At 68.0% G+C, this 24826-nt stretch carries 27 protein-coding genes and 1 pseudogene; 12 read left to right on the top strand and 16 right to left on the bottom strand.

Annotated elements, in window-relative coordinates:
* Positions 1-119: 119 nt before the first annotated feature.
* The 11 genes from IEW15_RS14055 to IEW15_RS14005 all read right to left on the bottom strand — a co-directional run bounded on the left by IEW15_RS14055 (position 120) and on the right by IEW15_RS14005 (position 8303).
* On the bottom strand, positions 120-419 hold the full coding sequence (locus IEW15_RS14055) for an AzlD domain-containing protein (RefSeq protein ID WP_229708106.1): 300 nt from the start codon (positions 417-419) through the stop codon (positions 120-122).
* Positions 419-874 carry a hypothetical protein gene (locus tag IEW15_RS14050; RefSeq protein WP_188578959.1) on the bottom strand — a complete coding sequence of 152 codons (456 nt, stop codon included), beginning with the start codon at positions 872-874 and terminating at the stop codon, positions 419-421. The genes IEW15_RS14055 and IEW15_RS14050 overlap by 1 nt, the downstream gene beginning before the upstream one ends.
* Positions 853-1224: an AzlC family ABC transporter permease gene (locus tag IEW15_RS14045; RefSeq protein ID WP_188578957.1), complete on the bottom strand. Its 372-nt coding sequence runs from the start codon at positions 1222-1224 to the stop codon at positions 853-855. The genes IEW15_RS14050 and IEW15_RS14045 overlap by 22 nt, the downstream gene beginning before the upstream one ends.
* A gap of 40 nt (positions 1225-1264) precedes the next feature.
* Complete coding sequence (locus IEW15_RS14040; RefSeq protein WP_188578955.1) at positions 1265-1588, bottom strand: hypothetical protein; 324 nt, start codon at positions 1586-1588, stop codon at positions 1265-1267.
* 109 nt (positions 1589-1697) lie between these two features.
* Complete coding sequence (locus IEW15_RS14035; protein ID WP_188578953.1) at positions 1698-3296, bottom strand: AMP-binding protein; 1599 nt, start codon at positions 3294-3296, stop codon at positions 1698-1700.
* 6 nt (positions 3297-3302) lie between these two features.
* Positions 3303-4607 (bottom strand): TRAP transporter large permease, encoded by a 1305-nt coding sequence (locus IEW15_RS14030; protein WP_188578951.1) that lies wholly within the window; start codon positions 4605-4607, stop codon positions 3303-3305.
* Positions 4604-5107: a TRAP transporter small permease subunit gene (locus tag IEW15_RS14025; protein ID WP_188578950.1), complete on the bottom strand. Its 504-nt coding sequence runs from the start codon at positions 5105-5107 to the stop codon at positions 4604-4606. Before IEW15_RS14025 ends, IEW15_RS14030 begins: the two co-directional genes overlap by 4 nt.
* A gap of 25 nt (positions 5108-5132) precedes the next feature.
* Positions 5133-6131 (bottom strand): TRAP transporter substrate-binding protein DctP, encoded by a 999-nt coding sequence (gene dctP / locus IEW15_RS14020; protein WP_188578948.1) that lies wholly within the window; start codon positions 6129-6131, stop codon positions 5133-5135.
* 324 nt (positions 6132-6455) lie between these two features.
* Positions 6456-6809: an HPF/RaiA family ribosome-associated protein gene (locus IEW15_RS14015; RefSeq protein ID WP_188578946.1), complete on the bottom strand. Its 354-nt coding sequence runs from the start codon at positions 6807-6809 to the stop codon at positions 6456-6458.
* A 169-nt stretch (positions 6810-6978) separates the two neighbouring features.
* Positions 6979-7299 (bottom strand): quaternary ammonium compound efflux SMR transporter SugE, encoded by a 321-nt coding sequence (gene sugE / locus IEW15_RS14010; protein WP_188578944.1) that lies wholly within the window; start codon positions 7297-7299, stop codon positions 6979-6981.
* A gap of 203 nt (positions 7300-7502) precedes the next feature.
* On the bottom strand, positions 7503-8303 hold the full coding sequence (locus tag IEW15_RS14005; protein ID WP_188578942.1) for a helix-turn-helix transcriptional regulator: 801 nt from the start codon (positions 8301-8303) through the stop codon (positions 7503-7505).
* 75 nt (positions 8304-8378) lie between these two features.
* Between IEW15_RS14005 and IEW15_RS14000 the strand changes: the two genes are divergently transcribed.
* Positions 8379-9845, top strand: a complete 1467-nt coding sequence (locus IEW15_RS14000; RefSeq protein ID WP_188578940.1) for an MFS transporter — start codon at positions 8379-8381, stop codon at positions 9843-9845.
* Positions 9846-9982: 137 nt separating this feature from the next.
* On the opposite strand, the gene gloA is transcribed toward IEW15_RS14000, so the two are convergent.
* Together gloA and IEW15_RS13990 are read right to left on the bottom strand one after the other, a co-directional pair.
* A complete protein-coding gene (gene gloA, locus IEW15_RS13995; RefSeq protein WP_229708105.1) occupies positions 9983-10384 on the bottom strand; it encodes a lactoylglutathione lyase in 402 nt (133 codons plus the stop codon).
* A gap of 4 nt (positions 10385-10388) precedes the next feature.
* Positions 10389-10805 carry a 4-oxalocrotonate tautomerase gene (locus IEW15_RS13990; protein WP_188578936.1) on the bottom strand — a complete coding sequence of 139 codons (417 nt, stop codon included), beginning with the start codon at positions 10803-10805 and terminating at the stop codon, positions 10389-10391.
* A gap of 120 nt (positions 10806-10925) precedes the next feature.
* On the opposite strand from IEW15_RS13990, the gene IEW15_RS13985 reads away from it, so the two are divergent.
* The 3 genes from IEW15_RS13985 (at position 10926) to IEW15_RS13975 (ending at position 12801) form a co-directional block, all read left to right on the top strand.
* Complete coding sequence (locus tag IEW15_RS13985) at positions 10926-11543, top strand: TetR/AcrR family transcriptional regulator (RefSeq protein ID WP_188578934.1); 618 nt, start codon at positions 10926-10928, stop codon at positions 11541-11543.
* Positions 11544-11672: 129 nt separating this feature from the next.
* A complete protein-coding gene (locus IEW15_RS13980) occupies positions 11673-12365 on the top strand; it encodes an NTP transferase domain-containing protein (RefSeq protein WP_188578932.1) in 693 nt (230 codons plus the stop codon).
* A gap of 88 nt (positions 12366-12453) precedes the next feature.
* Entirely contained in the window at positions 12454-12801 is a 348-nt protein-coding gene (locus tag IEW15_RS13975) for an STAS domain-containing protein (RefSeq protein WP_188578930.1), read from the top strand.
* Between the two features lie 46 nt (positions 12802-12847).
* Here the strand turns inward: IEW15_RS13975 and atzF are convergent, their stop codons facing one another.
* Positions 12848-14671 (bottom strand): allophanate hydrolase, encoded by a 1824-nt coding sequence (atzF, locus tag IEW15_RS13970; protein WP_188578928.1) that lies wholly within the window; start codon positions 14669-14671, stop codon positions 12848-12850.
* Positions 14672-14829: 158 nt separating this feature from the next.
* Positions 14830-15510 (bottom strand): annotated as a pseudogene (locus tag IEW15_RS13965) (GntR family transcriptional regulator); the annotation flags it as partial.
* Between the two features lie 426 nt (positions 15511-15936).
* Here IEW15_RS13965 and IEW15_RS13960 point away from each other — a divergent pair.
* From IEW15_RS13960 to IEW15_RS13930, 7 genes are all read left to right on the top strand, one after another.
* Positions 15937-17064 (top strand): BMP family ABC transporter substrate-binding protein, encoded by a 1128-nt coding sequence (locus tag IEW15_RS13960; protein WP_188578924.1) that lies wholly within the window; start codon positions 15937-15939, stop codon positions 17062-17064.
* A gap of 71 nt (positions 17065-17135) precedes the next feature.
* Positions 17136-18233: an ABC transporter permease gene (locus tag IEW15_RS13955; protein WP_188578922.1), complete on the top strand. Its 1098-nt coding sequence runs from the start codon at positions 17136-17138 to the stop codon at positions 18231-18233.
* A 4-nt stretch (positions 18234-18237) separates the two neighbouring features.
* Positions 18238-19164 carry an ABC transporter permease gene (locus tag IEW15_RS13950; RefSeq protein WP_188578920.1) on the top strand — a complete coding sequence of 309 codons (927 nt, stop codon included), beginning with the start codon at positions 18238-18240 and terminating at the stop codon, positions 19162-19164.
* Between the two features lie 98 nt (positions 19165-19262).
* On the top strand, positions 19263-19955 hold the full coding sequence (biuH, locus tag IEW15_RS13945) for a biuret amidohydrolase (RefSeq protein ID WP_188578918.1): 693 nt from the start codon (positions 19263-19265) through the stop codon (positions 19953-19955).
* Positions 19952-21517 carry an ABC transporter ATP-binding protein gene (locus IEW15_RS13940; protein WP_188578916.1) on the top strand — a complete coding sequence of 522 codons (1566 nt, stop codon included), beginning with the start codon at positions 19952-19954 and terminating at the stop codon, positions 21515-21517. The genes biuH and IEW15_RS13940 overlap by 4 nt, the downstream gene beginning before the upstream one ends.
* A 20-nt stretch (positions 21518-21537) precedes the next feature.
* A complete protein-coding gene (locus tag IEW15_RS13935) occupies positions 21538-22227 on the top strand; it encodes a cysteine hydrolase family protein (RefSeq protein ID WP_188578914.1) in 690 nt (229 codons plus the stop codon).
* A complete protein-coding gene (locus tag IEW15_RS13930; RefSeq protein WP_188578912.1) occupies positions 22224-22592 on the top strand; it encodes a cupin domain-containing protein in 369 nt (122 codons plus the stop codon). Before IEW15_RS13935 ends, IEW15_RS13930 begins: the two co-directional genes overlap by 4 nt.
* A 24-nt stretch (positions 22593-22616) precedes the next feature.
* Here the strand turns inward: IEW15_RS13930 and IEW15_RS13925 are convergent, their stop codons facing one another.
* Positions 22617-23492, bottom strand: coding sequence for a LysR family transcriptional regulator (locus IEW15_RS13925; RefSeq protein WP_188578911.1), 876 nt, complete (start codon positions 23490-23492; stop codon positions 22617-22619).
* A 94-nt stretch (positions 23493-23586) separates the two neighbouring features.
* On the opposite strand from IEW15_RS13925, the gene IEW15_RS13920 reads away from it, so the two are divergent.
* Entirely contained in the window at positions 23587-24555 is a 969-nt protein-coding gene (locus IEW15_RS13920; protein ID WP_188578909.1) for a quinone oxidoreductase family protein, read from the top strand.
* The last annotated feature ends 271 nt before the right edge of the window (positions 24556-24826 follow it).

The raw sequence follows: 24826 nt of genomic DNA, 5'->3' as shown, positions 1-24826 counted from the left end.
GCCAGGCGCAAACTTGCTACGTGGGACACACAATACCTCATGGCGGCTCTGCAAGCGCGTTAACCTGGACTCGTTGCCCTGGCCCGCCGCCGCCCGCGGACCGGCAATGCCATGGCCGGCTATGCCATCAGATAGGCAATGGCGACACCGATCGCCACCGTGATCGCCAGCGGCGCACGGGCAAAGGCCGCGACCGCCGCACCGGCAACCACCGCAGCACCCGCCATGATGCCGCCCTCGATCTGGAACACGCCGGGTATGATCAGCGCTCCCAGCGCCGCAAACGGCACCGCATCCAGAAAGGCCTGCGCGCGCCGCCCCGGCCGCCAGCCGGTCGGCAGCATTGCCGGCAGCACGCGCGGCACCAGAGTGACCACCATCATGCCCAATACGGTGATCAGCAGCATCGGATCGGACATCACGGCTGCATCCCCCCCGGCCCCCGCCGCCCCGATCCCCGCCGCCCGTCACCGGCAGATACCGTCGCATCAGGGCCACGGCCACCGGCGACCAGAGCATAACCGCCGGCCACGCACAGGATGGACAGCAGCAGCGCCACCCCGGCCGGCATGAACGGGCTGAGCGCCGCGTTCACGATCGCGGCCGCACTCACCACCCATGCCATGGCGGGACGCGCCTTCAGCCCCGGCACCAGCAGCGCCACGAACAGCGCGTATAAACCGGCCGCCATCGCCGCCCGCAGATCGGCCGGCACAAGCGCGCCGGCGGCGATACCGGCTGCCGTGCCCATGATCCACGACAGATAGATCGCAAAGACCAGAGTGCCCAACGCCGCCGGCCGGCCGGCGGCAGGCGCGGTGGCGAAACTTGCGGCCGCAAAGGCCTCGTCGGTCATGCCGGCATAAAGCGCCATGCGGGCGGGCCAGCCAAGGCGCCCCACGGCCGGCCGGATGCCGGGCAAGGCCAGGGTCGCAGGTTCAGCACGCCCACGGCCAGCACCACCGCTGGCATGGCGGTGCCGGCGGCGATCAGCGCCACGGCCATGAACTGCGCGGCGCCGGCATAGACCAGCACCGACATGGCAACGGCAGCCCAGGGCGGCAATCCGCTTTCGATCGCCAGCAACCCGAACGAGAACGCACCCGAGAGATAGGCCGCCATGATCGGCAGCGCGAGTTTGAAGCGGGCAAGCCAGGCGGTTTTCAAGGGGATGGACGCAACACCGGGGGATGGCGCGTCATCGGGCGTCACGTGGTCGGACATAGGCGGGGGCGTACCCGTCAGTGGCGTGCGGTATGGATGGTCAGCGAGGCCGGGACACCGTCGGCGCCATGATCACATGACCACGGTCGCCAGCGATCCGTTGCAGGGTTTTCAGACCCCGCACCAGATCGAACAGCCGCGGCATGTCGTTGGCGGCACGGGCGGTGCGCGCGGCGACAAGCGTCCGTGTATGCAGCGCCAGAAGATCATCGAGCGCCACCGTGGCAAGCCGACGCTCGATCGCGTCGCGGCGCGGATCAGCCTCGGCGATGGCCAGAACCTGGAGACCGGGACGGCTGGCGGACGCCCCCATGCCGGTGGCGCCGGTGCCAGCAGTTCCCGGCAAGGACGAAGGGGCGGACATGAAAGACCTCAAGGTCGTGATGCGGTGGCGCAGATCGCCACTTGGCCTTCAAGATTGGCCACCTTGACCTGAAGGTCAAGGTGATGTTTCCAATCAATTGTCCTTACCCTTAAATCTTCCTCAATCTGTCTTTCCAGTGGGTGTCGCGAATCTGACGCTTCAGCACTTTGCCAACCGGGCTGCGCGGCAGTTCGGGCCAGATCTCGATCGCCTTGGGTGCCTTCACGCCTCCCAGTTCCGCTCGAAGCTGTGCCGACAGCGCGTCAAGATCGAGTCCGGTGCCCGATACCGGTTCTATGATCGCGGTGACCGCCTCGCCCCAGATGTCGTGCGGGACGCCGATCACGGCGCAATCCCGGATGCCCGGATGGGCCAGGATTGCGCGCTCAACCTCGGCCGAATAGACGTTGAAGCCGCCACTGATGATCATGTCGCGGGCGCGATCGACGATCGAGACATAGCCCTCGGCATCGATGAAGCCCAGATCGCCGGTGCGGTGCCAGTCGCCGAAGCGGTGTTCGGCGGTCAGGTCCGGTCGACCGTCATAGCCCGGGGTGATGAGGCTGCCACGGAAGCAGATCTCGCCGGTTTCGCCCACCGGCACCGGCCGGCCGGCATCGTCGCGGATCGACACGGCGGAGGCGAGCCCCGGCCGGCCGGCCGACATCAGCCGGGCGCGGTTGCCGGATGCCAGTGCCGCCGCATGTTCGGCGGCGCCCATGAACGTGCCCATCAGCGGAATTTCGGCCTGGCCATAGCCCTGCACCAGCACCGGACCAAACAGCGCCATGGCGTCGGCAAGTTTGTCGGGGGCCATCGGGGCCGCCGAATAGATCAGATAGCGCAAGGACGACGTGTCGTGACGGCGCGCCTCGGCATCGGCCAGGATCATGTAGATCACGGTCGGCGGCAGGAACAGATGGGTGACCCGGTGGCGCGCGATCGCCGCCATGATCGCCTGCGGATCGGCCCGCGGCAGGATGACGGTCGTAGCACCACCCGCCAGCAGCGGAACGGCGATCACCCCCGCCGCATGGGTCATCGGCGCCGCCACCAGATGGACCGGCGGCGCACCATCGGTCATCGGCATATGCGCCCAGATCGACAGGGTCAGCGCTTCCCACATCCGATCGGTCCACACCACCCCCTTCGGCCGGCCGGTGGTGCCGCCGGTCGACAGCACCGACGACACCCGATCAGGATCGTGAACAGGATCCGGCGCCGGTGGTGGCGGATCGGCCAGCACGCCGTCGGCCACCGCCACCACCAGCCCACCCCCGCCTGCCGGTGGCGGTGCGTCGCCCAGCATCAGCACCGCGGTGATCCCGGGCACGGCCGCCAGAATGCGCGGCAGATCGTCGGCGAAGGCATCGGCAACCGCCAGCACCGACACCTTCGCCTGGTTCATGATGAACAGGTTTTCGTCCAGCGCATTGCGGGCGTTGATCGGCACCCAGGTGATGCCGGCGCGCAGGCAGGACAGCACCACGGCGAAGCCACGTGCCGCATTGGGCGACAACACGGCCACGCGTCCAGGCGCTTCGCCGCCTCCGGCCAGAGCGACCCCCGCCAGCCATCCGGCCAGGGCCTCGACCATGGTGCCAAGCGCCGCATAGCTGACCGGCTGGTCCGGCGCCTTTGCGTCGATCAGCGCCGGCCGGTCCGGCGCCAGCGACAGGCCACGGAGAAACGGATCGATCGCGCGCATGTCACCTCATCCCATGGTCGATGGCAGCCACAGCACGATACCGGGCAGCAGACAGATCAGGATCAGCCGGACCAGGTCGGCACAGACGAAGGGTGCCACACCGCGATAGATGTCGATCAGCCCCACATCGCGCGCGATCGTGTTCAGGACCAGCACATTCAGCCCATAGGGCGGCGTGATCAGGCCGATTTCGACGGTCATGGTCACCACCACGCCGAACCAGATCGGATCGAACCCCAGCGCCATCGCCACCGGATAGGTGATCGGCACGGTCAGCACGATCATCGCCAGAGTGTCGAGCACGCAGCCCAGCAGCAGATATCCGGCCAGCATCGCCGCCATCACCCCCCAGGGCGGCAGGCCGGTATCGGCCAGCATCGCCACCAGCATCTGCGGCGCGCGGGTCAACGCCAGGAAATAGCCGAAGACCAGCGCCCCGATCAGCACCACCATCACCGATGCGGCGGTCCGCGCGGCTTCCGTCAGCCCCGCGCGCACGGCACGGGCATCCAGCCGGCCCCGGACCAGCCCGACGACGGCGACACCCAGCGCGCCCATGGCACCGGCCTCGCTGGGCGCGAACACCCCCAGATACAGGCCGCCGATGATGCCCGCGAAGATCAGGAGCACCGCCCACAAGCCGCGCAGCGATACCAGCCGCCCGCGCCAGGGCGTGCGCGGCGCCCGGGGGGCGGCCCCGGGATCGCGGCGCGCCACCCACGACACCGCCAGCCCGTACAGCACCACCGCGAGAAGACCCGGCAGCAGGCCGGCGATGAACAGCTTGCCGATGTCCTGTTCGGTCAGCAGGCCATACAAGGCCAGCACCAGGGATGGCGGGATCAGGATGCCCAGCGTGCCGCCGGCGGCAACGGTGCCGGCCGCCAGCCTTGGCGCATAGCCATGGGCGCGCATCTCCGGCAGCGCCACACGCGCCATCGCGGCGGTGGAGGCGACCGAGGATCCGCAGATGCCGGCAAAGCCGGCGCTGGCCAGAATGGTGGCAAGCCCCAGCCCGCCGCGGCGATGGCCGGCCCAGGCCTGCCCGGCGCCATACAGTTCCCGCCCCAGCCCGGTGTGGTTGGCGAGCGCACTCATCGCGATGAACATCGGGATCAGCAACATGTCATGCGCGGTCAGCGTGCGCAGCGGCGATTGCAGGGCAATCGCCGCTGCCGGCCCGACGCCGACGGTAGCGGCGATGCCGCCAAGCCCTGCCAGCAGCATGGCAAAGCCCACCGGCACCCGCAGAACCGCCAGCCCGAACAGCGCCACGAAGCCGCCGATCGCCGCCAGCCCGCCATCGATCATGGCGCACCCCCGTCGACGGGCTCAGGCGGCAGCACCGCCATCAGCATCCGGCACAGGCCGGCCAGCGCCGCCACCGCCAACCCCGCCGCCATCACCAGATGCGCGGGCCAGAGCGGCATCTGCAGATCGGCCGTGGTCTCGCCGCTATAGGTCAGCGACATGGCGCCCAGCACACCGGATCGCGCCAGCAGCAGGCCGCCGGCCGCCAGCCCGATCGCGCCGGTGAGCGCGGCGAGCCGGCCGGCCCGCCGCCCCAGGCCGGCGATCAGGTCGATCCGGATCAGATCGTCGGCGGCAATCGCCGCGGCAATGCCCCAGCATGCGGCGATGCCGCCGGTCAGCCGCACGATGTCGAAGCCATCCGGCACGGCGATGCCGGCGATGTAGCGCAGCAACGCGGCCCCCGCCCCGGCCAGCACCGCTATACCCAGCGCCGTCGCCGCGGTCGTGGCCGCCGCTGTCTCGACCATCGCGGTCAGTCGCCGCAAGGCACGCTGCATCGATCGCCATCCCATCCGGCCATCATCAATCCGCCGGCACCGGCGGCGCGGCGGCAATCGCCGCTTCCAGATCGCGCAACGCCGTCTCGCCATCGATGCCCTTGGCATTGGCGTCCACGACCCATTGGGCACGGAACGGCGCGCCGGTCGCTTCCCACAAGGCACGTTCCGCCTCATCCGGTTTGGTGAAGACCTGCCCCGGCAACGTGGCCAGGGTCTTGGCGCCGGCGCGTTCCCAATTGCCCCAGCCGGTGGATTGCGTCACGGCCCAGACCGTGGAGCAATGCGCGTCGACCGCCGCCTTGGCATCGCCGGCAAGCCCCTGATACCAGGCGGTGTTGGCAAGATAGAGCACCGGCACGCTGTAGAGCGGCAGGTCGAGGTGATGGTTCAGAACCTTGTCGAGCCCGAACGAAACCAGCGTGCCATAGGCGAGCGTGGCCGCATCGATCACGCCGCGCGCCGCCGCCTCGCGCGCCTCGGGCGCGCTGATTGACACGGCCGAGGCGCCCATCGACGCGAACAGCCGCCCGACCAGAGCCGAGCCCGGGCGCAGTTTCATGCCGTCGACGTCATCGGGCCGCGCCACCGGCACCCTGGTATGCAGAATACCGGGTTCCTGAACGATGCCGAGGCAATAGGTCACCGCGGGCATCTCCAGCGGTGCCATCGGCCGATACCAAGTGTCGAAGGGTGCCGCGGCCTGAGCGGCCCCCGGCACCAGGAATGGCAGTTCCAGCACGGACACGATCGGAAAACGGCCGGGAGTATAGCCCGGCACCACCAGCGCCAGATCGGCGATGCCGCTTGCGACCATGTCGTAATGGTCGCGCACCTTGCCCAGTTGTTCGGCCGGAAACACCTGGACGTCCAGCGTCCCCTTCGATGCCTCGGTCACCGAACGGCTCCAGGCCTCGACCCCGCGATGCAGTTCATGCGTCGTCGGCACCCAATGGGCAAAGCGCACCGTGTCGGCGGCGGCAGCCACCGCCGGTAGACCGGCGCCCATGACCAGAGCCGTCATTGCAACAGTCGCGCCGCATCCCGCGCGGACCCGCCCTCTCCAGCCGCTCATGCCTACCCCGCCCCCTTGATCATCCCCGCCCTCCCGATGCAGGCCCCGACCCGCATCGACATGTGAACAGTTATGATTGATTTATTTTCACATCATTTACATCTGATGGATATCCGAGCGCGTGTCATTTTGCAACCGTGTTCATCATTCGTCTGAGGTGGCAGGCGGCCGCACAAAAAAATCCCGCCAGTCGAAACTGGCGGGATGGTTTGATCCATGGTTCGAGCAGGGCGCCGCCGGTTCAGGCGGCGGCTCCGCCAGTCATCGCCGGCATCAGGCACTGCGCCGGTCGCGCACGGCATCGCGCCGCACCGACAGCCGCTGCGCCAACTGGCGCCGGGCGGTATCGAGCGCATCACGCACCACCTGCACCACATCCTCTGGGCCCGACACCCGCGGCCGGATCCGTGTCACCACGATATCCGGACCCGGCACCGCCATCTCGACGCGCACCGTGAGCCCCTGAATGCGATCATTCGTCCGGTTCGCGGCCTCTATCACCACCTGAAGCTGCTCGATCCGCGCACCCATGCGATAGATCAACGCGGCCCGGTCGCGTATCGCGCTCTCGATCGCAAGCGACCGATCGAGATTGCGGAAGGTAATGGTCGGCGAACCTTTGGTCATGATGGCTCTCCATTCGGATGTGGGGAACGGCTGAGGCGCCGTGCCCTGTACCAATCCACTTGGGCCTGATTCCTGTGCAGTTCACGGCTTGACAAAACGATCTTCGACATGAATCCGCAACAATCGGCACAGCCGCGCTGCGACCTGCGGTCGCAGGCATGGCAAAGGCTCAATGCGCCGACAGAATCTTGAGGCCGGCAATGCCGGCCACGATCAGCACGATGCAGGCCAGACGGGCGGCCGTCGCGGGTTCCCCCAGCACCAGAACGCCGAAGATGACCGTGCCGACGGTGCCGATGCCGGTCCAGACCGCATAGGCGGTGCCGAGCGGCAACTGCTTCAGTGCCACGCCCAGCAGAACCACCGATACGAGCATGCTGGCCGCGGTGAACACCGACGGCCACAGCCGGCTGAAACCGTGGGTGTATTTGAGCCCGACCGCCCAGCCGATCTCGAACAACCCGGCCAGAAACAGAATGATCCACGCCATGGGAGCAACCTCGCATCACTCATGAAGCGCAGGGTCGTCCCCGCTGAACATGGCCGGTCGCCCGTCCCGGGTCATCCGCCCTCGATCATCTGTCGGCAGAGCGGATGACAACAGGACACCGGGCAAGGGGTCGTCCCCTCGCGGCCAGCGGCACTTTCGTACCACAGTTGCAGTCGTCGCGAAACCGGGCGCGACTGCTGATTTCAGACCGCCGCATAGAATACAAGACGCAGGTGTTTCTCCTCATCCACAATGAAGGATGAATGATCGAACGCAACCGGCCCCTGACCTTCAATCATGAAGCTCCGGCGGCCTTCGCAGCGGCCATGCACGTCGTGCCGATTCCACAGATGTCTGAACGACGGGGACATCCGCTCCAGAGCGTCAACGAGGGCTACCATGCTGTCGTCCTCGGGGGCCTGCGCAAAATCCCGCCGGAAGCTTGCCAGAACCTGTGGAGCCTGGACCGACCACTCCACGATCCGGCTGCTCAGCCGATCATCTGCGAACAGCATCCAGAGCATGTTCCGTTCGGCAGCATCACGCTGCTCGAACCCGAACAGGTGCTCGGCCGCCTCGTTCCAGCCGATCACATCCCATCGCAGGTTCAGTACATAGGATGGCCGCCGTGTAAGATCGTCGAGCAATCGCCGCACCAGCGGCGGTAACGCGCACCATGCCTGTCCGGCCATGGCCGGCGGTCGCTGATGGGCAAGAAGAAACAGATGCCGCCGCTCGATCTCATCCAGTTTCAGGACGCGCGACACGTTGTCGAGAAACGCCGTGGAGACCTTGATCGCGCGGCCCTGTTCCAGCCAGGTGTACCAGGTGACGCCCACGCCGGCGAGCGCCGCCACCTCCTCGCGGCGAAGCCCCGGCGTTCGCCGCCGCTTGCCGACCGGTAGGCCGACATCGAGCGGCGTCAGGCTTTCCCGCCGCCGCCGGAGAAAATCCGCCAGTTCGGAGCGTGTGCGATCCAGCCTGTTATTCAGGGGGTCGCTCATAGTAACCGCATAATTTGTTCCATAGTAATATGATTAGCGTATGTGGCATGCAGCTTCAACGACATTGGAGGTGCCATGACCATCGCTCATCGACCAACTGACCCCCCGTTCCCGCAGACTGCCGCGAGACCACGCCCCTCGGCGCTTGCATTGACCATCCTGTTGCTCGGCGGCTTCATCACCGTTTTCGACCTGTTCGTGGTCAATGTCGCCATACCGTCGATGCAGACCGACCTCGGCGCGGACTTCGCCGACATCGGCTTTGTCATCGCCGGATATGAGCTGGCCTTCGGCGTGCTGCTGATCGCTGGCGGGCGGCTCGGCGATCGCCATGGACGCCGCCGCCTGTTCGCGCTCGGCATGGCCGGATTCGCGATCACATCGTTCCTCTGCGGTATCGCACCCGACGCCACGAGCCTGATTGTCGCCCGCCTTCTGCAAGGTGCGACCGCAGCCATCCTGTTTCCGCAGATCTATGCGCTGCTGCGCGTCCTCTTTGACGACGCGGGCCGCCGTCGCGCCTTCGGCCTCCTGGGCATGACACTGGGACTGGCGGCCATCGCCGGACAGGTCTTGGGCGGCCTCATCGTCGAAAGCGATCTGCTCGGCCTGGGCTGGCGGATCATCTTTCTGATCAACCTGCCGATCGGTGTCATCGCGCTGCTGTCGGCGCGGATCATCCCGGAATCGCGGTCCGCCGACGCCATGAGCGTCGATTGGCCGGGGATCGGACTGGCGACAACGGGGCTGCTGCTTCTGCTTCTGCCGCTGCTCGAAGGCCCGACTATCGGCTGGCCGCTCTGGACCTGGGCCAGCATGGTAGCCTCGGTCGTGCTGCTGGCGGCGTTTCTCGCCTGGGAGCATCTGGTCGCAAAGCGCGGCGGCGATCCTGCCATTGACCTGACCCTGTTCCGCAACATCGCGTTCTCGGCGGGATCTCTGGTGGTGCTGCTGATCTATTCGACATCGACATCGCTGTTCCTGTGCTTCGCCCTGCTGGTGCAGTCCGGCCTCGGCCTGACGCCGTTCGCGGCCGGCACGCTGTTCGCGCCGGCAAGCGTCGGTTTCATCATCGCGTCGCTGGTGGCGCCGAAGCTGGTGGCGCGTTTCGGAAACATGGCGATCGCCGGCGGCGCGCTGGTCTATGCGGCCGGGATCGGCTGGCTGATCGTGACCGCCGCCGGCCTTGGCGATGACGTCGAAACAGTCGCGCTTCTGCCACCGCTGGTGTTGTTCGGCTTCGGTCAGGGCCTTTCGATGACGCCGCTGCTCAATCTGGTCATCGGCTATGTCGAGGAAAATCATGCTGGAATGGCAGCCGGCTTCATGTCCACCATGCAACAGATCGGGGGAGCCTTCGGCATTTCCGTTGTCGGTATCGTCTTCGTGGATCGTCTCGGCAGGCATGCCGGCGACGGCGTCTCCAATGCCGGGCGCTATGCCGACGCCTTCGCCGGCGCCATGATCTACAACCTCGCTGCCGTCATCGTGGCTGCCGCGCTCGTAACTTTCATGGTGCGCAAGAGACCCGCCGTTCGATAGAGAGGCGACGGATATGCCTCGGCGGCCTTCAAGGCACACAGATGCAGCCCATCTCCGCCGCCTGATCCCCGGCTCCGTAAAGCCGGCTCCGGACAGAGCGATGCGTCCCTGTCCGGAGCCGGATCTTCAGGCCCCCGTCACGCGTGTTGAACGAGCTCGATCCGATAGCCGTCGGGATCCTCGATGAAGGCGATCATCTCGGCATCGCCACGCTGGGTGGAGGCATGCATCATCGGCCCCGGGCGGCGGACGACCCTGGCACCCTTTGCCTCGAACCGCCCGCAGGCAAGGACGACATCCCCGACGGCAAGCGCCAGATGGCCCCAGCCCGTGCCCTTGTCATAGACCTGGGCGTCCCAGTTCCAGGTGAGTTCGATGGTGGCGCCGGACGGCTCCGCGCCATAGCCGAGAAAGGCCAGAGTGAAGCGTCCCGTGGGATAATCCTCCCGGCGGAACAGGGTCATGCCAAGGATGTCGACATAGAAGGCAATCGACCGTTCGATATCGGCGACGCGGATCATCGTATAGGCGATGCGCATGGGGTCAGCCGCCCGCGATCGCATCGCCCAGTTCGGCGTTCGTCAACGCCTTGCCACCGATATTCCACGCCCCGTCGACGGCATGCACGCCGTCTGACCAGATCCGGTCCCTGGACAGGGTGCCACCCGACAACACGTGCAGGATCTCGGTCGCCTCGCCGAAAAAGGCGGCCTGGATCGCGCGGTCGGCGAGCGCGAAGGACGGCGTCCTGGTCTCGATCCAGGCCCCCTCCACCGGCTTTCCGCCGGCATAGGTCCGGCCCTTGGGCAGCACGCTGACATGAGCGGTCACATTGGGCGTCATGACCCGGTTCCCGGCAAGGCCGTGGTGACGGAGGAAGGCATCGACGATGCGCTCGACGGCGGCGCCTTCCCGGTCGGCGGGAATGACCCCTTCGGTGAGGGTAAGGACGATCGGCATGTCTGGTTCTCCTTCGGGTGCGGCCGTCAGTCCGTTGCATAACGACCGTTATGTGATTAATGAATAGCGATCGTTATGCAGTCAAGTTAAAAATAACGATCGTGATTTCAGGATTGCGCGATGCGATACACCGACCGTCAGAAGCAAGAAGCCCGCACCCGCCTGCTCGCCGCCGCCGGCCGCGCATTCCGCCGCCAGGGCTATGGCGGCATCGGCGTCGACGGCCTCGCCAAAGAGGCCGGCGTGACCTCAGGGGCGTTCTATGGCCATTTCCCGTCAAAGGACGGTGCCTTCGCCGAGGTGGCGATGGCCGGGCTCGCACAACTCGATGACAGCATCGCAGCACTCCAGGCGGCACACCCCGCGGATTGGCCGGAACGTTTCATCGATGTCTATCTCGGCGACCGGCTCGCCTGCGCGCTCGACGAGAGCTGCGCCCTTCAAAGCCTGACCCCCGATGTCATGCGCGCCGGCGCAGAGACGCGGGCCCGTTTCGAAGCGGCCCTCGGCACGGTCATCGCGCGGATCGCCTGCGGCCTCACCTGGCTTGCCCCCGATCTGCGGACCGACCGCGCCGTCGCCCTGCTCGCCCTTCTCTCAGGCGGTGTGACCATGGCGCGCTCGATGGCCGGCGAGACCCGGCGGCAGGCGATCGCGGCAGGCGTCGGCGCCGCTGCGATCGCCCTTCTGGAACGGCCGGCCAGGCCGGCGGCGCCGGTATCGCCTCCCGGCATCTGATCCGGTATCTGATGATGCATGCGGCATGCGCATGACACGGCGGCCACGTCGTCGTGGCGCCGGCCGGCGCCGACGGTTAGTGTGGGGGCTGACGCATCCGGATGCCTCTTCCACGGGAGCACCATCACCATGGCGCAGACCGAGATCGCCGGGCTTATCCTGAACGGCGGGCGCGCGACCCGCATGGGCGGGGTGGACAAGGGCGCCATGGATCTGGCGGGCCGGCCGATGCTGGCCCATGTCATCGATCGCATACGGCCGCAAGTCGGGCGCCTGGCGATCAGCATCCGCCTTGGCGCCACGCTGCCGCGGCCGACCGGCTCCGACACGTCCCCGGCCGGCCGGGATCGCCGCATGGGTGATCTGGCGGCGCTGATCGATCAGCCAGGGCCGTCGATCGGCCCGATCGCCGGCATTGAGGCCGGGCTTGCCTGGGCGGCGACCCTGGAGCCACAGCCGGTGGCGCTGCTGGTGGTGCCGAACGACGCCCCGCTGCTGCCGCTGAATCTGGTGGAGGGGCTGGTCCGGGCCATGCCGGCAGGCGGGCTGATCCGCCCGGCGGTGGCGGCCAGTTTCGGCCGCATCCATCCGGTTGTCTCGCTGTGGCCGCTGGCATTGGCGCCGGCCGTGCGGGCGCTGGCCGAAACCGCCCGCGCCTGCGCCGGCAATGGCGGCCGGGCCGGATCGCTGGGCGGAGCACTGGCGGCCCTAGGTGCCGTCGCCGCCGATTTCCCGGCAGCCCCCAGCGGCGCCGATCCGTTCCTCAACATCAACACCCCGGCGGCGCTGGCGGTGGCGGATGCGGCGGCACGGCGCGGATGATCCGGGCGCCATGATCCGGCTGACATCAAACCGTCATCAACTATGGGCATGATCGCGGCCACGCGATGCATCCAGGAGTCCGCATATCATGCGCCACAGCATTCAGAAGCTCGACAACGGTCTGACCCTGATCGAATTGAGCGGCCGGCTCGACGTGGCGGGCAGCGCCGCGGTGGACCTGCCGGTCAGCAGCGCCTGCGGCGGTGCCCGCAATGTGATCGTCGACATGAGCGGCGTGGAATTCCTGGCATCGATCGGCATCAGGCTGCTGCTGTCGGGCGCCAAGCTGGTCAAGCGCCGCGGCGGGCTGCTGGTGCTGGTGGCACCGCATGAACAGGTGGCCCAGACCATCGAGATGTCGGGTCTGGCCGGCGTGCTGCCGATGGCCGACGACATGGCCCAGGCCCACGAGATGATCGACGGCGCCGCCGCCTGAGGCGACGCCCTCCTCCGGCATAGCCCGTTCTCCGGCATAGTTCGGGCTATGCGGCCCGTTCATGGGCAAGCCATGCCCGCCAGCCGCCATGGCCGGTGATGTCGCGGGCACCGGCCACAGCCGCCGCTTCGCACAGAAAGCCTGCGACGGTGTCGCCTGAGGCCAGTTCCACCTGCCCCAGCCCCAGCGGCGCCCGCAGGCCGGCCACGAAACGACCCAGCCGGTCGGTCGGCACCGACCACACCTCCAGCGCGATCGCGGCGCCGCCATCGGCCACCCGCACCAGCCCCGGCCGGGGCGGCTGCAGGCCGTCCAGCGCATACAGCCGATAGACCGGCGCGGTGCAGGTGCGCGCCACCAGCCGCGCGCCCATCGCCAGCAGCTCACCGTTCAGCGGCAGGCCCTCCATATGGGCACCGACCACGGCGAGATCGGTGCGCAGGCCCGGCTCCTCGGCACCGCGCGCCGATGCCGGCGCAGGATCCAGCCCGGTGGCCCCGGCGGTGAGGCCGCCCGCCCGATGCAGCCGGTCGCCCAGCGACAGCAGCCGCCGGTCGGCCATGGCCGGCGCGAACAGGGTGACGCCAAAGGGCAATCCGTCGGCGCGGAAACCGGCGGGCACCGCCACGGCGGCATAGTCGAGCAGGTTCATGAAATTGGTGTAATAGCCGAGCGTGCTGTTCAGCCGCACCGGATCGGCCTCGACCGCGGCCACGGTATAGGTGGTGCCGGCGGTGGGGGTGACGACCAGATCGACATCGGCCCAGATCGCGTCGCAGATCCGGCGCAGCGCTTCCAGCCGATACTGCGCGCGGAATGCGGCCACGCCGCTGACGGCATGGCCGCCCTCGATGATGCCGCGCACCACCGGATGACCGGCATCCGGATGGGCCGCCAGAAAATCGCCGACGGCGGCGGTGCGCTCTGCCACCCATGGGCCCTCATAGAGCAGGCGTGCCACATCGAGAAACGGCGTGAGGTCGATCTCGACCGCCGTGCCGCCCAGCGCTTCCAGCCGCGTGACCGCGGCCTGGAACAAGGCCGGATTCAGATCGTCGCCGAAAAAGGCGAGCCAGTCCGCAGCCGGCACTCCGAAGCGGAATTGCGCCGGGGCCTGAGGCAGCGGCACCACCCCCGCCCAGGGCGTCCGGCGGCTATAGCTGTCGCCGGCATCCTCGACCGCCGCCACATCCAGCACGATTGCCGCATCATCGGCGGTCTGGGCGAAGATGGTGACGCAGTCCAGCGACCGGCAGGCCGGCACCACGCCGCGCGCGCTGATCAGACCGATCGAGGGCTTCAGCCCGACGGTGTTGGTGAAAGCGGCCGGCACCCGGCCGGAGCCGGCGGTATCGGTGCCAAGGGCGAAGCTGACCAGCCCGGCGGAGGTTGCGACCGCCGAGCCCGAACTGGACCCGCCCGAGACATAATCCGGGTTGAACGGGCTGCGCGGCGCGCCCCAGGGCGAGCGCACGCCGACCAGCCCGGTCGCGAACTGATCCAGATTGGTCTTGCCGATCAGCAGCGCGCCGGCCGTCCGCAGCGCATCGACCACCGTCGCCGAGGCCTCGGGCGTATAGGTGAATTCGGGGCAGGCCGCGGTGGTGGGCAGGCCGGCAACGTCGATATTGTCCTTCACCGCGAAGGGGATGCCATAGAGCGGCAGATCGGCCGGACCACGCGCGATCAGCGCCAGAGCCTCGGCCTCCAATGCCGCCGCATCCCGCAGCAGAATGAACACGGCCGGGTCGGGCCAGGCGGCAATCCGCGCCAGCACCATCCGGACCACCGCCAGGGGATCGGTCTGCCCGGCCTGATAGGCCGCTTGCAGCCGCGCGATGTCGATGGGGGCAGGCATGGCTTCGGTCATCGGATGCTGTCCTTGATGGGCGTGGTGCCAAGGGGGGTGATGTCGGCGGCGTATGAGACGGTGGGGTTGGGTTGCAGCACGCGATCCGCGTCGGCCGGCCGGCGCGCGTCGGCCCTGCGCGCGTCGGCCCTGCGCGCGTCGGCCCCGCGCGCACCGACATAGGCGACCGAGGCGGCGCTGACCGTCAGCACATGGGCGCGGGTGGCCTCGGCCGCCGCCTCGGCATCGGCGCGCAGGATCGCCTGCACCATCCGGTCGTGCTCGGCACAGGATGATGCCAGCCGGCCCAGCACGTTGAACTGGGCGCGGCGGAACGGCGCCAGCCGCTTGCGGGTCAGCCCGACCAGCTCCTCCAGATAGGCATTGTGGCTGCCGGCATAGATCAGCATGTGGAAGCGGGTGTTCCAGGCGGCGTAATCCTCCACCGCGCCGGCACGCACGGCGGCGGCACTGTCCAGATGCAGCGCCTCCAGCTGGTGTCGTTCAGGGCCGGTCATGTTCAGCGCCGCCAGCCGTGCCGCCGACGCCTCCAACTCGGCCATCGCCACGAACATCTCGTGCAGCCGCGCCTCGGACATCACAGTCACCACCACGCCGCGATGCGGTCGGCGGCCGGCCAGCCCCATGGCGCAGACCTGGCCCAGCGCTTCCCGGACGGGGGTGCGGGAGACCGCGAACCGGCCGGCAAGCTCGGCTTCGTCCAGCCGGATGCCGGGCGGCAGCCGGCCTTCGATGATGTCATCGGCAATCCTGCGGGCAAGGGTGTCGGCCAGGCTGCGGCGCACGCCACCCGGCTGGCCGGGCGGCTCGGGCGTATCGGTCGGCTGTGTCAGGGTCATCGGGGGCTCACTGGTGCGGGGGCGACGGATGAACTTGCATACGTCTTTGCATGCAGGATGCCAGCCGCACAACATAGGGTCATGTCGATTTTTTTATCATTGATTTCAAAGAAGTAATCGAACGTCGCCTGAAGGCCTCTGCCGCGACGCATCGCTGGTCTTTCATATTGTGACTATTATTTAGTCATTGCATGCATATTGCGCACAATTCTGATGCAGATGCGTGCCGCGAGCCGCCAACCCGCCGGCACAGAAGAACATTTCCTATTTCAGATCAAGTGGTTGAATAACATGCCCATGGCTGGCACGGCGCTTGCTGATGCTGATCGGCAGGTTTCGCCCCACGATCAGCCTCCGTCTTCGCACGACCAGCGCCACACCGTCGGCGCCCGCATGTGCACGGTCGCCACCAAGGATGCACCCGACATGGCAAATGACCTCGTTTTCTCCCGCCGCACACTGCTGAAGGGTGCCGGTGCGCTGGGCCTTCTTGGCGCCGCATCGACACTGCCGATCCGCCATGCCCTGGCGGCGGGCAAACTGACGGTGGGCTTCATCTATGTCGGCCCGCGCGACGACTATGGCTACAATCAGGCCCATGCTCAGGGTGCCGCCGCGGTGAAAGCCGCCTTCCCTGGCGTGACGGTTCTGGAAGAAGAGAACGTGCCCGAGACGATCGAGGTGCAGAAGACCATCGAGAGCATGATCAACCTGGACGGCGCGCAACTGATCTTCCCGACATCCTTCGGCTATTACGACCCGCATGTCATGAAGATGGCCGAGAAGTATCCCGAGGTGACCTTCCTGCATTGCGGCGGCCTGTGGGCCGAGGGTCACCCCGCCAACGCCCACAGCTATTTCGGCTATATCGACGAGGCCCAGTACCTGTCGGGCGTGGTGGCCGGTCACGCGACAAAGACCAAGAAGCTGGGCTTCGTCGCCGCCAAGCCGATCCCCCAGGTGCTGCGCAACATCAATGCCTTCACCCTTGGCGCCCGGTCGGTCGACCCCGCCATCTCCACCCAGGTCATCTTCACCGGCGACTGGTCGATGCCGGTCAAGGAAGCCGAGGCCACCAACAGCCTGGCCGATCAGGGCGCCGATGTCGTGACCTGCCATGTCGACAGCCCGAAAGTGATCGTCGAGACCGCCGAGCGCCGTGGCATGTTCACCTGCGGCTATCACGCCAGCCAGGCGGCGCTGGCCCCCAAGGGCTATCTGACCGGCGCGGAATGGAACTGGGAAGTCTTGTATCCGCGCTTCGTGGCCGATATCCAGGCCGGCACGCCGATCCCCTCGCTGGTGCGCGGCGGCCTGAAGGAGATGGTGGTGAAGACCTCGGCCTATGGCGCGGCGGCGCCGGATGCCGGCCGCGAACAGGCGGATGCCGTGAAGGCCGCGTTCATGGCCGGTGATTTCGCGATCTTCAAGGGTCCGGTGACCGACAACAAGGGTGGCATCGCGATCCCCGCCGGCACCACTCTTGGCCAGACCGATATCCTGCTGGAAAAGATGGATTATCTGGTCGAGGGCGTGATCGGCGCCACCGCCTGAGACATGCCGCCACCGCACGCGACCCCCGCCATCAATGCCGCCATCGCGACCCGAAAGCGAGCCGCCATCCGATGTCAGAGGACACACGTCTGAAATATGGCCGGGCCGCCGAGGCCATCGCCATCCCGCTGATGGCGGTGCTGGTCAGCATGGTGCTGTTCGGCGGCTTCGTCGCGGCGGTCGGGGTCGACCCGATCGAGTTGTATCAGTTGATGTATCGTGGCGCCTTCGGCACCTGGTTCTCGTGGCAGAACACGCTTCAGCGCGCAGCACCACTGCTGCTGGTCGCCCTGTGCACCGCCCTGCCCGCGCAACTGGGCATGGTGGTGATCGGCGCCGAGGGTGCGCTGGTGCTGGGCGGGCTGGCGGCGATGGCGGCAGGCCTGCCGCTGGCCGGCGCCGGCGCCCCGGTGATCGTCACCCAGGTGGTGATGGCGGCGGCGGGAATGCTGGCGGGCGGGCTGTGGATCGGTGCCACCGGCGCGCTCCGCCACCGGCGCGGGGTCAGTGAAACCATATCCAGCCTGCTGATGGTCTATATCGCCGTCGCGATCCTGAACCACATGGTCGAGGGGCCGATGCGCGACCCGGCCAGCCTGAACAAGCCATCGACCCCGGCGATCGGCGAGGCCTATATGATCGGCGACATCCCCGGCATGGACGTGCATTGGGGCTTCGTTCTGGGGGTGGTGTTCTGTATCGCCGCCTATGTGCTGATGTTCCACACCACCTTCGGCTTCGCGGCCCGCATGGTCGGCGGCAATGTCCGCGCCGGCCGCGCCGCCGGGCTGCCGGTCGGCCGGCTGGTGGTGCTGGTGACCATGCTGGGCGGCGCCGCGGCCGGCCTTGCCGGCATGATCGAGGTGTCCGCCGTCCACGGCCGCGCCAACGCGACGCTGGCCGCCGGCTATGGCTTCACCGGCATTCTGGTCGCCTTCCTGGCGCGCCAGAATCCGCTGGCCGTCATCCCGGTGGCGATCCTGATGGGCGGCATCGGCGCCAGCGGCGGCCTGCTTCAGCGCCGGCTGGACCTGCCCGATGCCACCGTGATGGTGCTGCAAGGCATCCTGTTCGTGGTGCTGCTGGCCAGCGAGACTCTGTATGGCCGGTTGCGCCTGCCGGTCTTCAGCCTGAAGGCGCTGCTCCCCACCGCCAGCGGAAAGGCCTGAGGCCATGGAAGATGCAGCTCTGGGCTGGTGGGGCGTGCCGCTGGCGGTGATCGCCGGTGCCATCCGCATCTCGACCCCGTTCCTGTTCGTCAGCCTGGGCGAATGCCTGACCGAGAAGAGCGGCCGGATCAATCTGGGCCTGGAAGGCACGCTGGTGATGGGGGCCATGGGCGGCTATGGCACCGCCTATCTCACCGGCTCGCCCTGGGCCGGGGTTCTGGTGGCGGGGTTTCTCGGCATGGTCTTCGGCCTGCTGCATGCCACGATCTGCGCCTTGCCCAAGGTCAACGACATCGCGGTCGGCATCGCGCTGATGCTGCTGGGCACCGGCCTTGCCTTCTTTCTAGGCAAGCCGTTCATCCAGCCGACGGCGCCGCATCTGCCGGCCGTCGATTTCGGCTTCTGGTCGGATGTGCCGCAGATCCGGTCGGCCTTGCAGATCAACGTCTTGTTCGTGATCGGCGCGCTCCTGGCGGTGGCGATGCTGTGGGGTTTCCGCTCCACCCGCGCCGGGCTGATCGTGCGGATGGTGGGCGACAGCGCCGATGCCGCCCGCGCCATGGGCTATGCCCCCGACCGGGTGCGGATGTGGTCGACCATGGCCGGCGGCTTTCTGGCCGGCGTGGGCGGGTCGTTCCTGTCGCTCTATTACCCGGGCAGTTGGAACGAGGGCTTGTCCAGCGGCCAGGGCATCACCGCGGTTGCCCTGGTGATCTTCGCGCGCTGGAACCCGCTCTATTGCTTCTATGCGTCCCTGCTGTTCGGCGGCGCCAGCGCGCTGGGCCCGGCCCTTCAGGCGGTCGGCGTCACCCAGGGCTATTACCTGTTCAACGCCGCCCCATATGCGCTGACCCTGCTGATCATGGTTCTCGCCTCGTCGTCGCGCCGGAAACTAGCGGGCGCGCCGGGAGAACTCAGCGTCACCCGTTGACCGTCGCCAGCAACCGCCTTTCCCCGACCCGCCCCCCTTTTCCGCTTCCCCCGTCCCGCATCGTCTGAACCCATGGCCCCGAACGAGGATGCCGCCGCATGACCGCGACCGATCTCCGCACCATCCCGGGCGACCCTTACGACTGGCCGTTCGATGGCAGACTGACACCGGCCAACACCGCTTTGATCATCATCGACATGCAGACCGATTTCTGCGGCGTCGGCGGCTATGTCGATGCGATGGGCTATGATCTCAGTCTCACCCGCGCGCCGATCGGGCCGATCGGGCGGGTGCTGGCGGCGATGCGGGCGCGGGGCTATCATGTCATCCACACCCGTGAAGGCCACCGCCCGGATCTGTCCGATCTGCCGGCCAACAAACTGTGGCGGTCGCAGCGGATCGGCGCCGGCATCGGCGATCCCGGCCCCTGCGGCCGCATTCTGGTGCGGGGCGAGCCCGGCTGGGACATCATCCCGGAACTGGCGCCGATGGCCGGCGAGCCGATCATCGACAAGCCGGGCAAGGGGTCGTTCTGCGCCACCGATCTTGAGTTGATCCTGCATGTCCGTGGCATCCGCAACATCGTGCTGACCGGCATCACCACCGATGTCTGCGTGCACACCACGATGCGGGAGGCCAATGACCGCGGCTTCGAATGCCTGCTGCTCGAAGACTGTTGTGGGGCCACCGACCGGGCCAATCATGACCATGCCATCCGGATGATCAAGATGCAGGGCGGCGTGTTCGGATCGGTGTCGACCGCCGACGCCTTCATCGAGGCCCTGCCATGAGCGGCCCCCTGCCCGATATTGCGGCCACAGCCGCCGGCGCCGATGCACCGGCGCCGCGCGCGCTGGGGCTGGAAGCGGTGGCGATGACCAAGCGCTTCGGCGCCTTCACCGCCCTCGACGGCGTGAACCTGAAGGTCCGGCCGGGCAGCGTGCATGCCCTGCTGGGCGAGAACGGCGCCGGCAAGTCGACGCTGGTGAAGTGCATCATGGGCTATTACCGGCCCGAGGAAGGTGCTGTCATCGTGGGCGCGCGGGAACAGCCGATCACCAATCCGCGCCAGGCCCATGCGCTGGGCATTGGCATGGTCTATCAGCACTTCACCCTGGTGCCCGGCATGACCGTGCTTGAGAATCTGGTGATGGCCCAGGCAGAACTGCCGGCGGTGATCGACTGGCAGGCGGAACGGACGAGGCTTGCCGGCTTCATGGCCCGGATGCCGTTCCAGGTGCCGCTGGATGCGCCGGTCGCAAACCTGGCCGCCGGCGAGAAGCAGAAGGTCGAGATCCTGAAGCAGATCTGGCTGGACTGCCGCTTCCTGATCCTGGACGAGCCGACTTCGGTGCTGACGCCCGACGAGGCCGACGACATTCTGGGCCTGCTGGCGCGGATGGCCCGGGCGGGCGAGCTGACCATCCTGATCATCACCCATAAATTCCGCGAGGTTCTGGCCTTCGCCGATGATGTGTCGGTGCTGCGCCGGGGCCGTCTGGTCGGTGGCGGCGCCGTGGCCGAACTCACCGTCGACGCGATGGCCGGCATGATGATCGGTGGCGCCACCGCCATGGCACCCGCGGCGCGCACCGATCAGCCGCCCGGCGCGGTGGCCCTGACCGTCGATGCGCTGGAAGCCCTGGATGATGCCGGCGAGGCCGCGCTGCGCGGGGTGACGCTGGCGGTGCGGCGCGGCGAGATCGTCGGCATCGCCGGCGTCTCGGGCAATGGCCAGGGGGCGCTGGTCGAGGTGCTGGCAGGGCAGCGCCCGGCGAATGCCGGCCGGATGATGGTCGACGGCGCGCCTTATACCGCGCGGCGGTCCGACATGCTGCGCCACAAGGTGTGCCTGCTGCCGGAAGAGCCGTTGAAGAATGCCTGCGTCGGCCGGATGAGTGTGGCCGAGAACATGGCGTTCCGCCGTTTCGACCAGCCGCCCTATGCCCGCGCCCGCTGGTTCCTGTCGAAAGGCCGGATGAGGGCCGCCGCGCGCGATTTGATCGCCCGCTACAATGTGCGCACGCCCTCGCCCGACACGCCGATCGCCGCCCTGTCCGGGGGCAATGTCCAGCGCGCGGTGCTGGCACGGGAGATCGGCGGCGATGTCGAGGTGCTGGTGGCGGCCAATCCGGTATTCGGCCTGGATTTCCAGGCGGTCGCCGATATCCATGGCCAGATCGTCGAGGCGCGCAATCGCGGCGCCGCCGTGCTGCTGGTCAGCGAGGATCTGGACGAGCTTCTGGAACTGGCCGACCGCATTCTGGTGATGTCGGATGGCCGGATCGTGCATGAGACCAGCGGCGCCACGGCCGACCGTCTGGCGATCGGCCGCCACATGGCCGGCCACTGACCGGGAAGGACCACGACCCCATGACCGCAGCGGCCACGCTGACCATCCCGGCCGAGCCCTATGATTATGTCGCGGCGCGGGCCGGGCTCGCGCTGATCATCATCGACATGCAGCGCGATTTCCTTGAACCCGGCGGGTTCGGCGCCGCCCTTGGCAATGATGTGTCGCTGCTGAGGGCGTCGATCGCCCCGACGGCGCGGTTGCTGGCGGGGTTCCGCGCGGCCGGCCTGCCGGTTATCCACACCCGCGAATGCCATCTGCCCGACCTGTCCGATTGCCCGCCCACCAAGCACGGCCGCGGCCCCGGACCCTTGCGGATCGGTGATGCCGGGCCGATGGGCCGGATCCTGATCCAGGGTGAGCCAGGGGCGGCGATCATTCCCGAGCTGGCGCCGGTGGACGGCGAGGTGGTGATCGACAAGCCCGGCAAGGGCGCCTTCCACGCGACGCCGCTGATGGCCGAATTGCAGGCGCGCCGCGTCACCCACCTGGTCTTTGCCGGCGTCACCACCGAGGTCTGCGTTCAGACCACGATGCGCGAGGCCAATGATCGCGGCTTCGACTGCCTGCTGGCAATCGATGCCACCGACAGCTATTTCCCCGCCTTCAAGGCCGCGACCATCGCCATGGTCACCGCCCAGGCCGGGATCGTGGGATGGGCGGCCCCGGTCGATGCCATCCTCACCGCGCTTGAGGCCAGCCGCCCATGACCACGATCACCAACCTGCCCGCCGTGTTGCGCGCCGGCCTGCTCGACGCGGCCGCGCGCGACGCCCTCGACTGGGTGCCGTTCCGGCCGGGTGTCGAGGCCCATTGGCTGCATCGCGCCCCCGATGGCGGTGCCGCGGCCGCGCTGCTGCGCTATGCGCCCGGCAGCGACGTGCCCCGCCACGCCCATACCGGCCGCGAAACCATCCTGATCCTGGCCGGCCGCCAGAGCGACGACACCGGCACCTATGACGCCGGAACGCTGGTGGTCAACGAACCCGGTACCGAGCACAAGGTGCGAAGCGATATCGGCTGCACCGCGCTGCTGATCTGGGAACAGGCGCCCCGGTTGTTCGAAGGGACATAACGGTTCGGCGAAGATGGTCCGCCACTACACCGGGCCTGATGCGAACGGGGCACCCGGCGCCGAGAACAGGGCCCGCAGATGCCGGCTGACCGCACGAACCGGCGCCGCCTCCTTCATGTCGGCATGCATCGCCAGCCAGATGTCACGGCGGAGCGGCTGGATCGTGGCCGCGACCGGCACCAGCCCCGATGACGGCGTTACCATGAAGTCGGGCAGGCAGGCGATGCCGCCGCCGGCGCGCGCCGCCTCGTGCTGGATATCGAGATTGCCGGCATGGATCGAGAATGGCCGGCCGGCGGCGAAATCGACCAGCACCGCCTGTTGTGCGGCAAGGCCCGCCGTCATCTCATAGCCCACGAAGCACCAGTCCGGTTCCGCAACCGCTGCCAGGTAATCGGGGCTGGCATAGAAGCGGAACGCCATCTCCCCCAGCTTGACGATGACCAGGTCGCCGTCATCCGGGCGGCTGATCCGCACCACCAGATCGGCTTCGCGCCGATCGAGCGAGGCACTGCGCGCCTCTCCGATAATGCGGATGGCAAGGCCCGGATGCTGGCGTTGCAGTGCCACCAGTGGCGCCGTCAGACACCGCACCGCCAGGGCCGGCGGCGCGCTGAGCGTGACGGTGCCGGTCAATGTGGCACGCGCGCCCGCCGCCACCCGCGCGACCGCGCGGGCATCGTCATCCATGCGCGCCGCGACCAGCGCGATCCGCTCGCCATCCGCCGTCAGCGTGAAGCGACGCCCGCGGCGATCGACCAGCGCCACACCCAGCGCCCGTTCCAGCGCCGCCACGCGCCGGGCCACGGTGGCATGCTCCACCCCCAGCCTGCGGGCGGCGGCCGACAATGTTCCTTCGGCGGCAAGCGCGCCGAAATGGCGCAGGTCTTCCCAATTCATCGGGTCATTTTCTCACAACAGATGTCAATTCATGGGGAATTTTCCACCCGATCCGATCATGCCACAACCTCCGCATCAGAACGGAGGCATGATCATGGATATCCAGATTGAACTCACCGCAACCGGCGGACCCGATGGCCTGCGGGTCGCGCCCTGCGCGCCGGCAGACCCCGGCCCCGGTCAGATCCGGGTCCGCCATGACGGAATCGGCGTCAACTTCATCGACATCTATCAGCGGACCGGGCTCTATCGCCTGCCGCTGCCGGCGGTTCTGGGCGTCGAGGGCGCCGGTGTGGTCGAGGCGGTCGGCCCCGATGTGCACGGCCTGAAGATCGGCGATCGCATCGTCTATGCCGGCCTGACCGGCGGCTATGCGGCAAGCCGCCTGCTTCCCGCATGGCGCGCCATCCCCTTGCCCGATGCGATCGGCAGCGACATCGCCGCCGCGTCGTTTCTGCGTGGCCTGACCGCCCACATGCTGTTGACCCGCACCCATGCCGTCGGCGCCGGCAGCACGATCCTCGTCCATGCCGCCGCCGGCGGCCTTGGAACCACGCTCACCGCATGGGCGAAGCAACGCGGCGCCACGGTCATCGGCACCGCCGGCACGCCGCAGAAGGCGCAGATCGCCCGCGAGGCCGGCATCGATCATGTGATCATCGGCCGTGATGCCGACATCGTGGCCGAGGTTCGCGCGCTGACCGATGGCCGGGGCGTCGACGTCGCGATCGACGGTATCGGCGGCACGATGCTGGCCCGAACCCTTGGCTGCGTGTGCCGCTTCGGCACCGTCGCGAGCATCGGTCAGGCCGCGGGCCCGATTCCGCCGCTCTTGGTCGAGGATCTGGGGCCAGTGCGGTCGCTGACCCTTGCCCGGCCCAGCGTCATGGCCTATGCGGCCGAGCCCGACACCTATCGCGCCGCCGCCCTGGAGGTGATCCGGGCGATGGAAAGCGGTATCGCCCCCACCATCGGCCGCCGCTATGGTCTGGCCGATGCCGCCCGCGCGCAGGCTGATCTGGAGGCCGGCGCCACCACCGGCAGCCTTCTGCTGGTGCCCTGACCGGACGGATGCGGGTGGAGCGGCGGTCGCGATCATGCGCGCGAGTGCCGTTCCACCGCCACGCGCTATCAGAAAACCCGATACCGCCCGTCGATTAATTCTATTTTACAATGCCCCCTCCTTGGGCAAGCCTGATTTTAAGGCACGCAAGCCACACCTCGCATCATCCCGGACCCGCAGGCGTTCCGGATGCCCCAGCGCATCCGGCATGGGGAGACGCCTGCGCCATCATGGCGGGACAGCGGAGGCGCGGGCGGCGGCGCATCATCAG

The sequence above is a fragment of the Tistrella bauzanensis genome (assembly GCF_014636235.1).
GTDB classification, from domain to species: domain Bacteria; phylum Pseudomonadota; class Alphaproteobacteria; order Tistrellales; family Tistrellaceae; genus Tistrella; species Tistrella bauzanensis.
The sequence above is the reverse complement of the archived record's forward strand: the minus strand, read 5'-3'. Positions and strand labels throughout refer to the sequence as shown.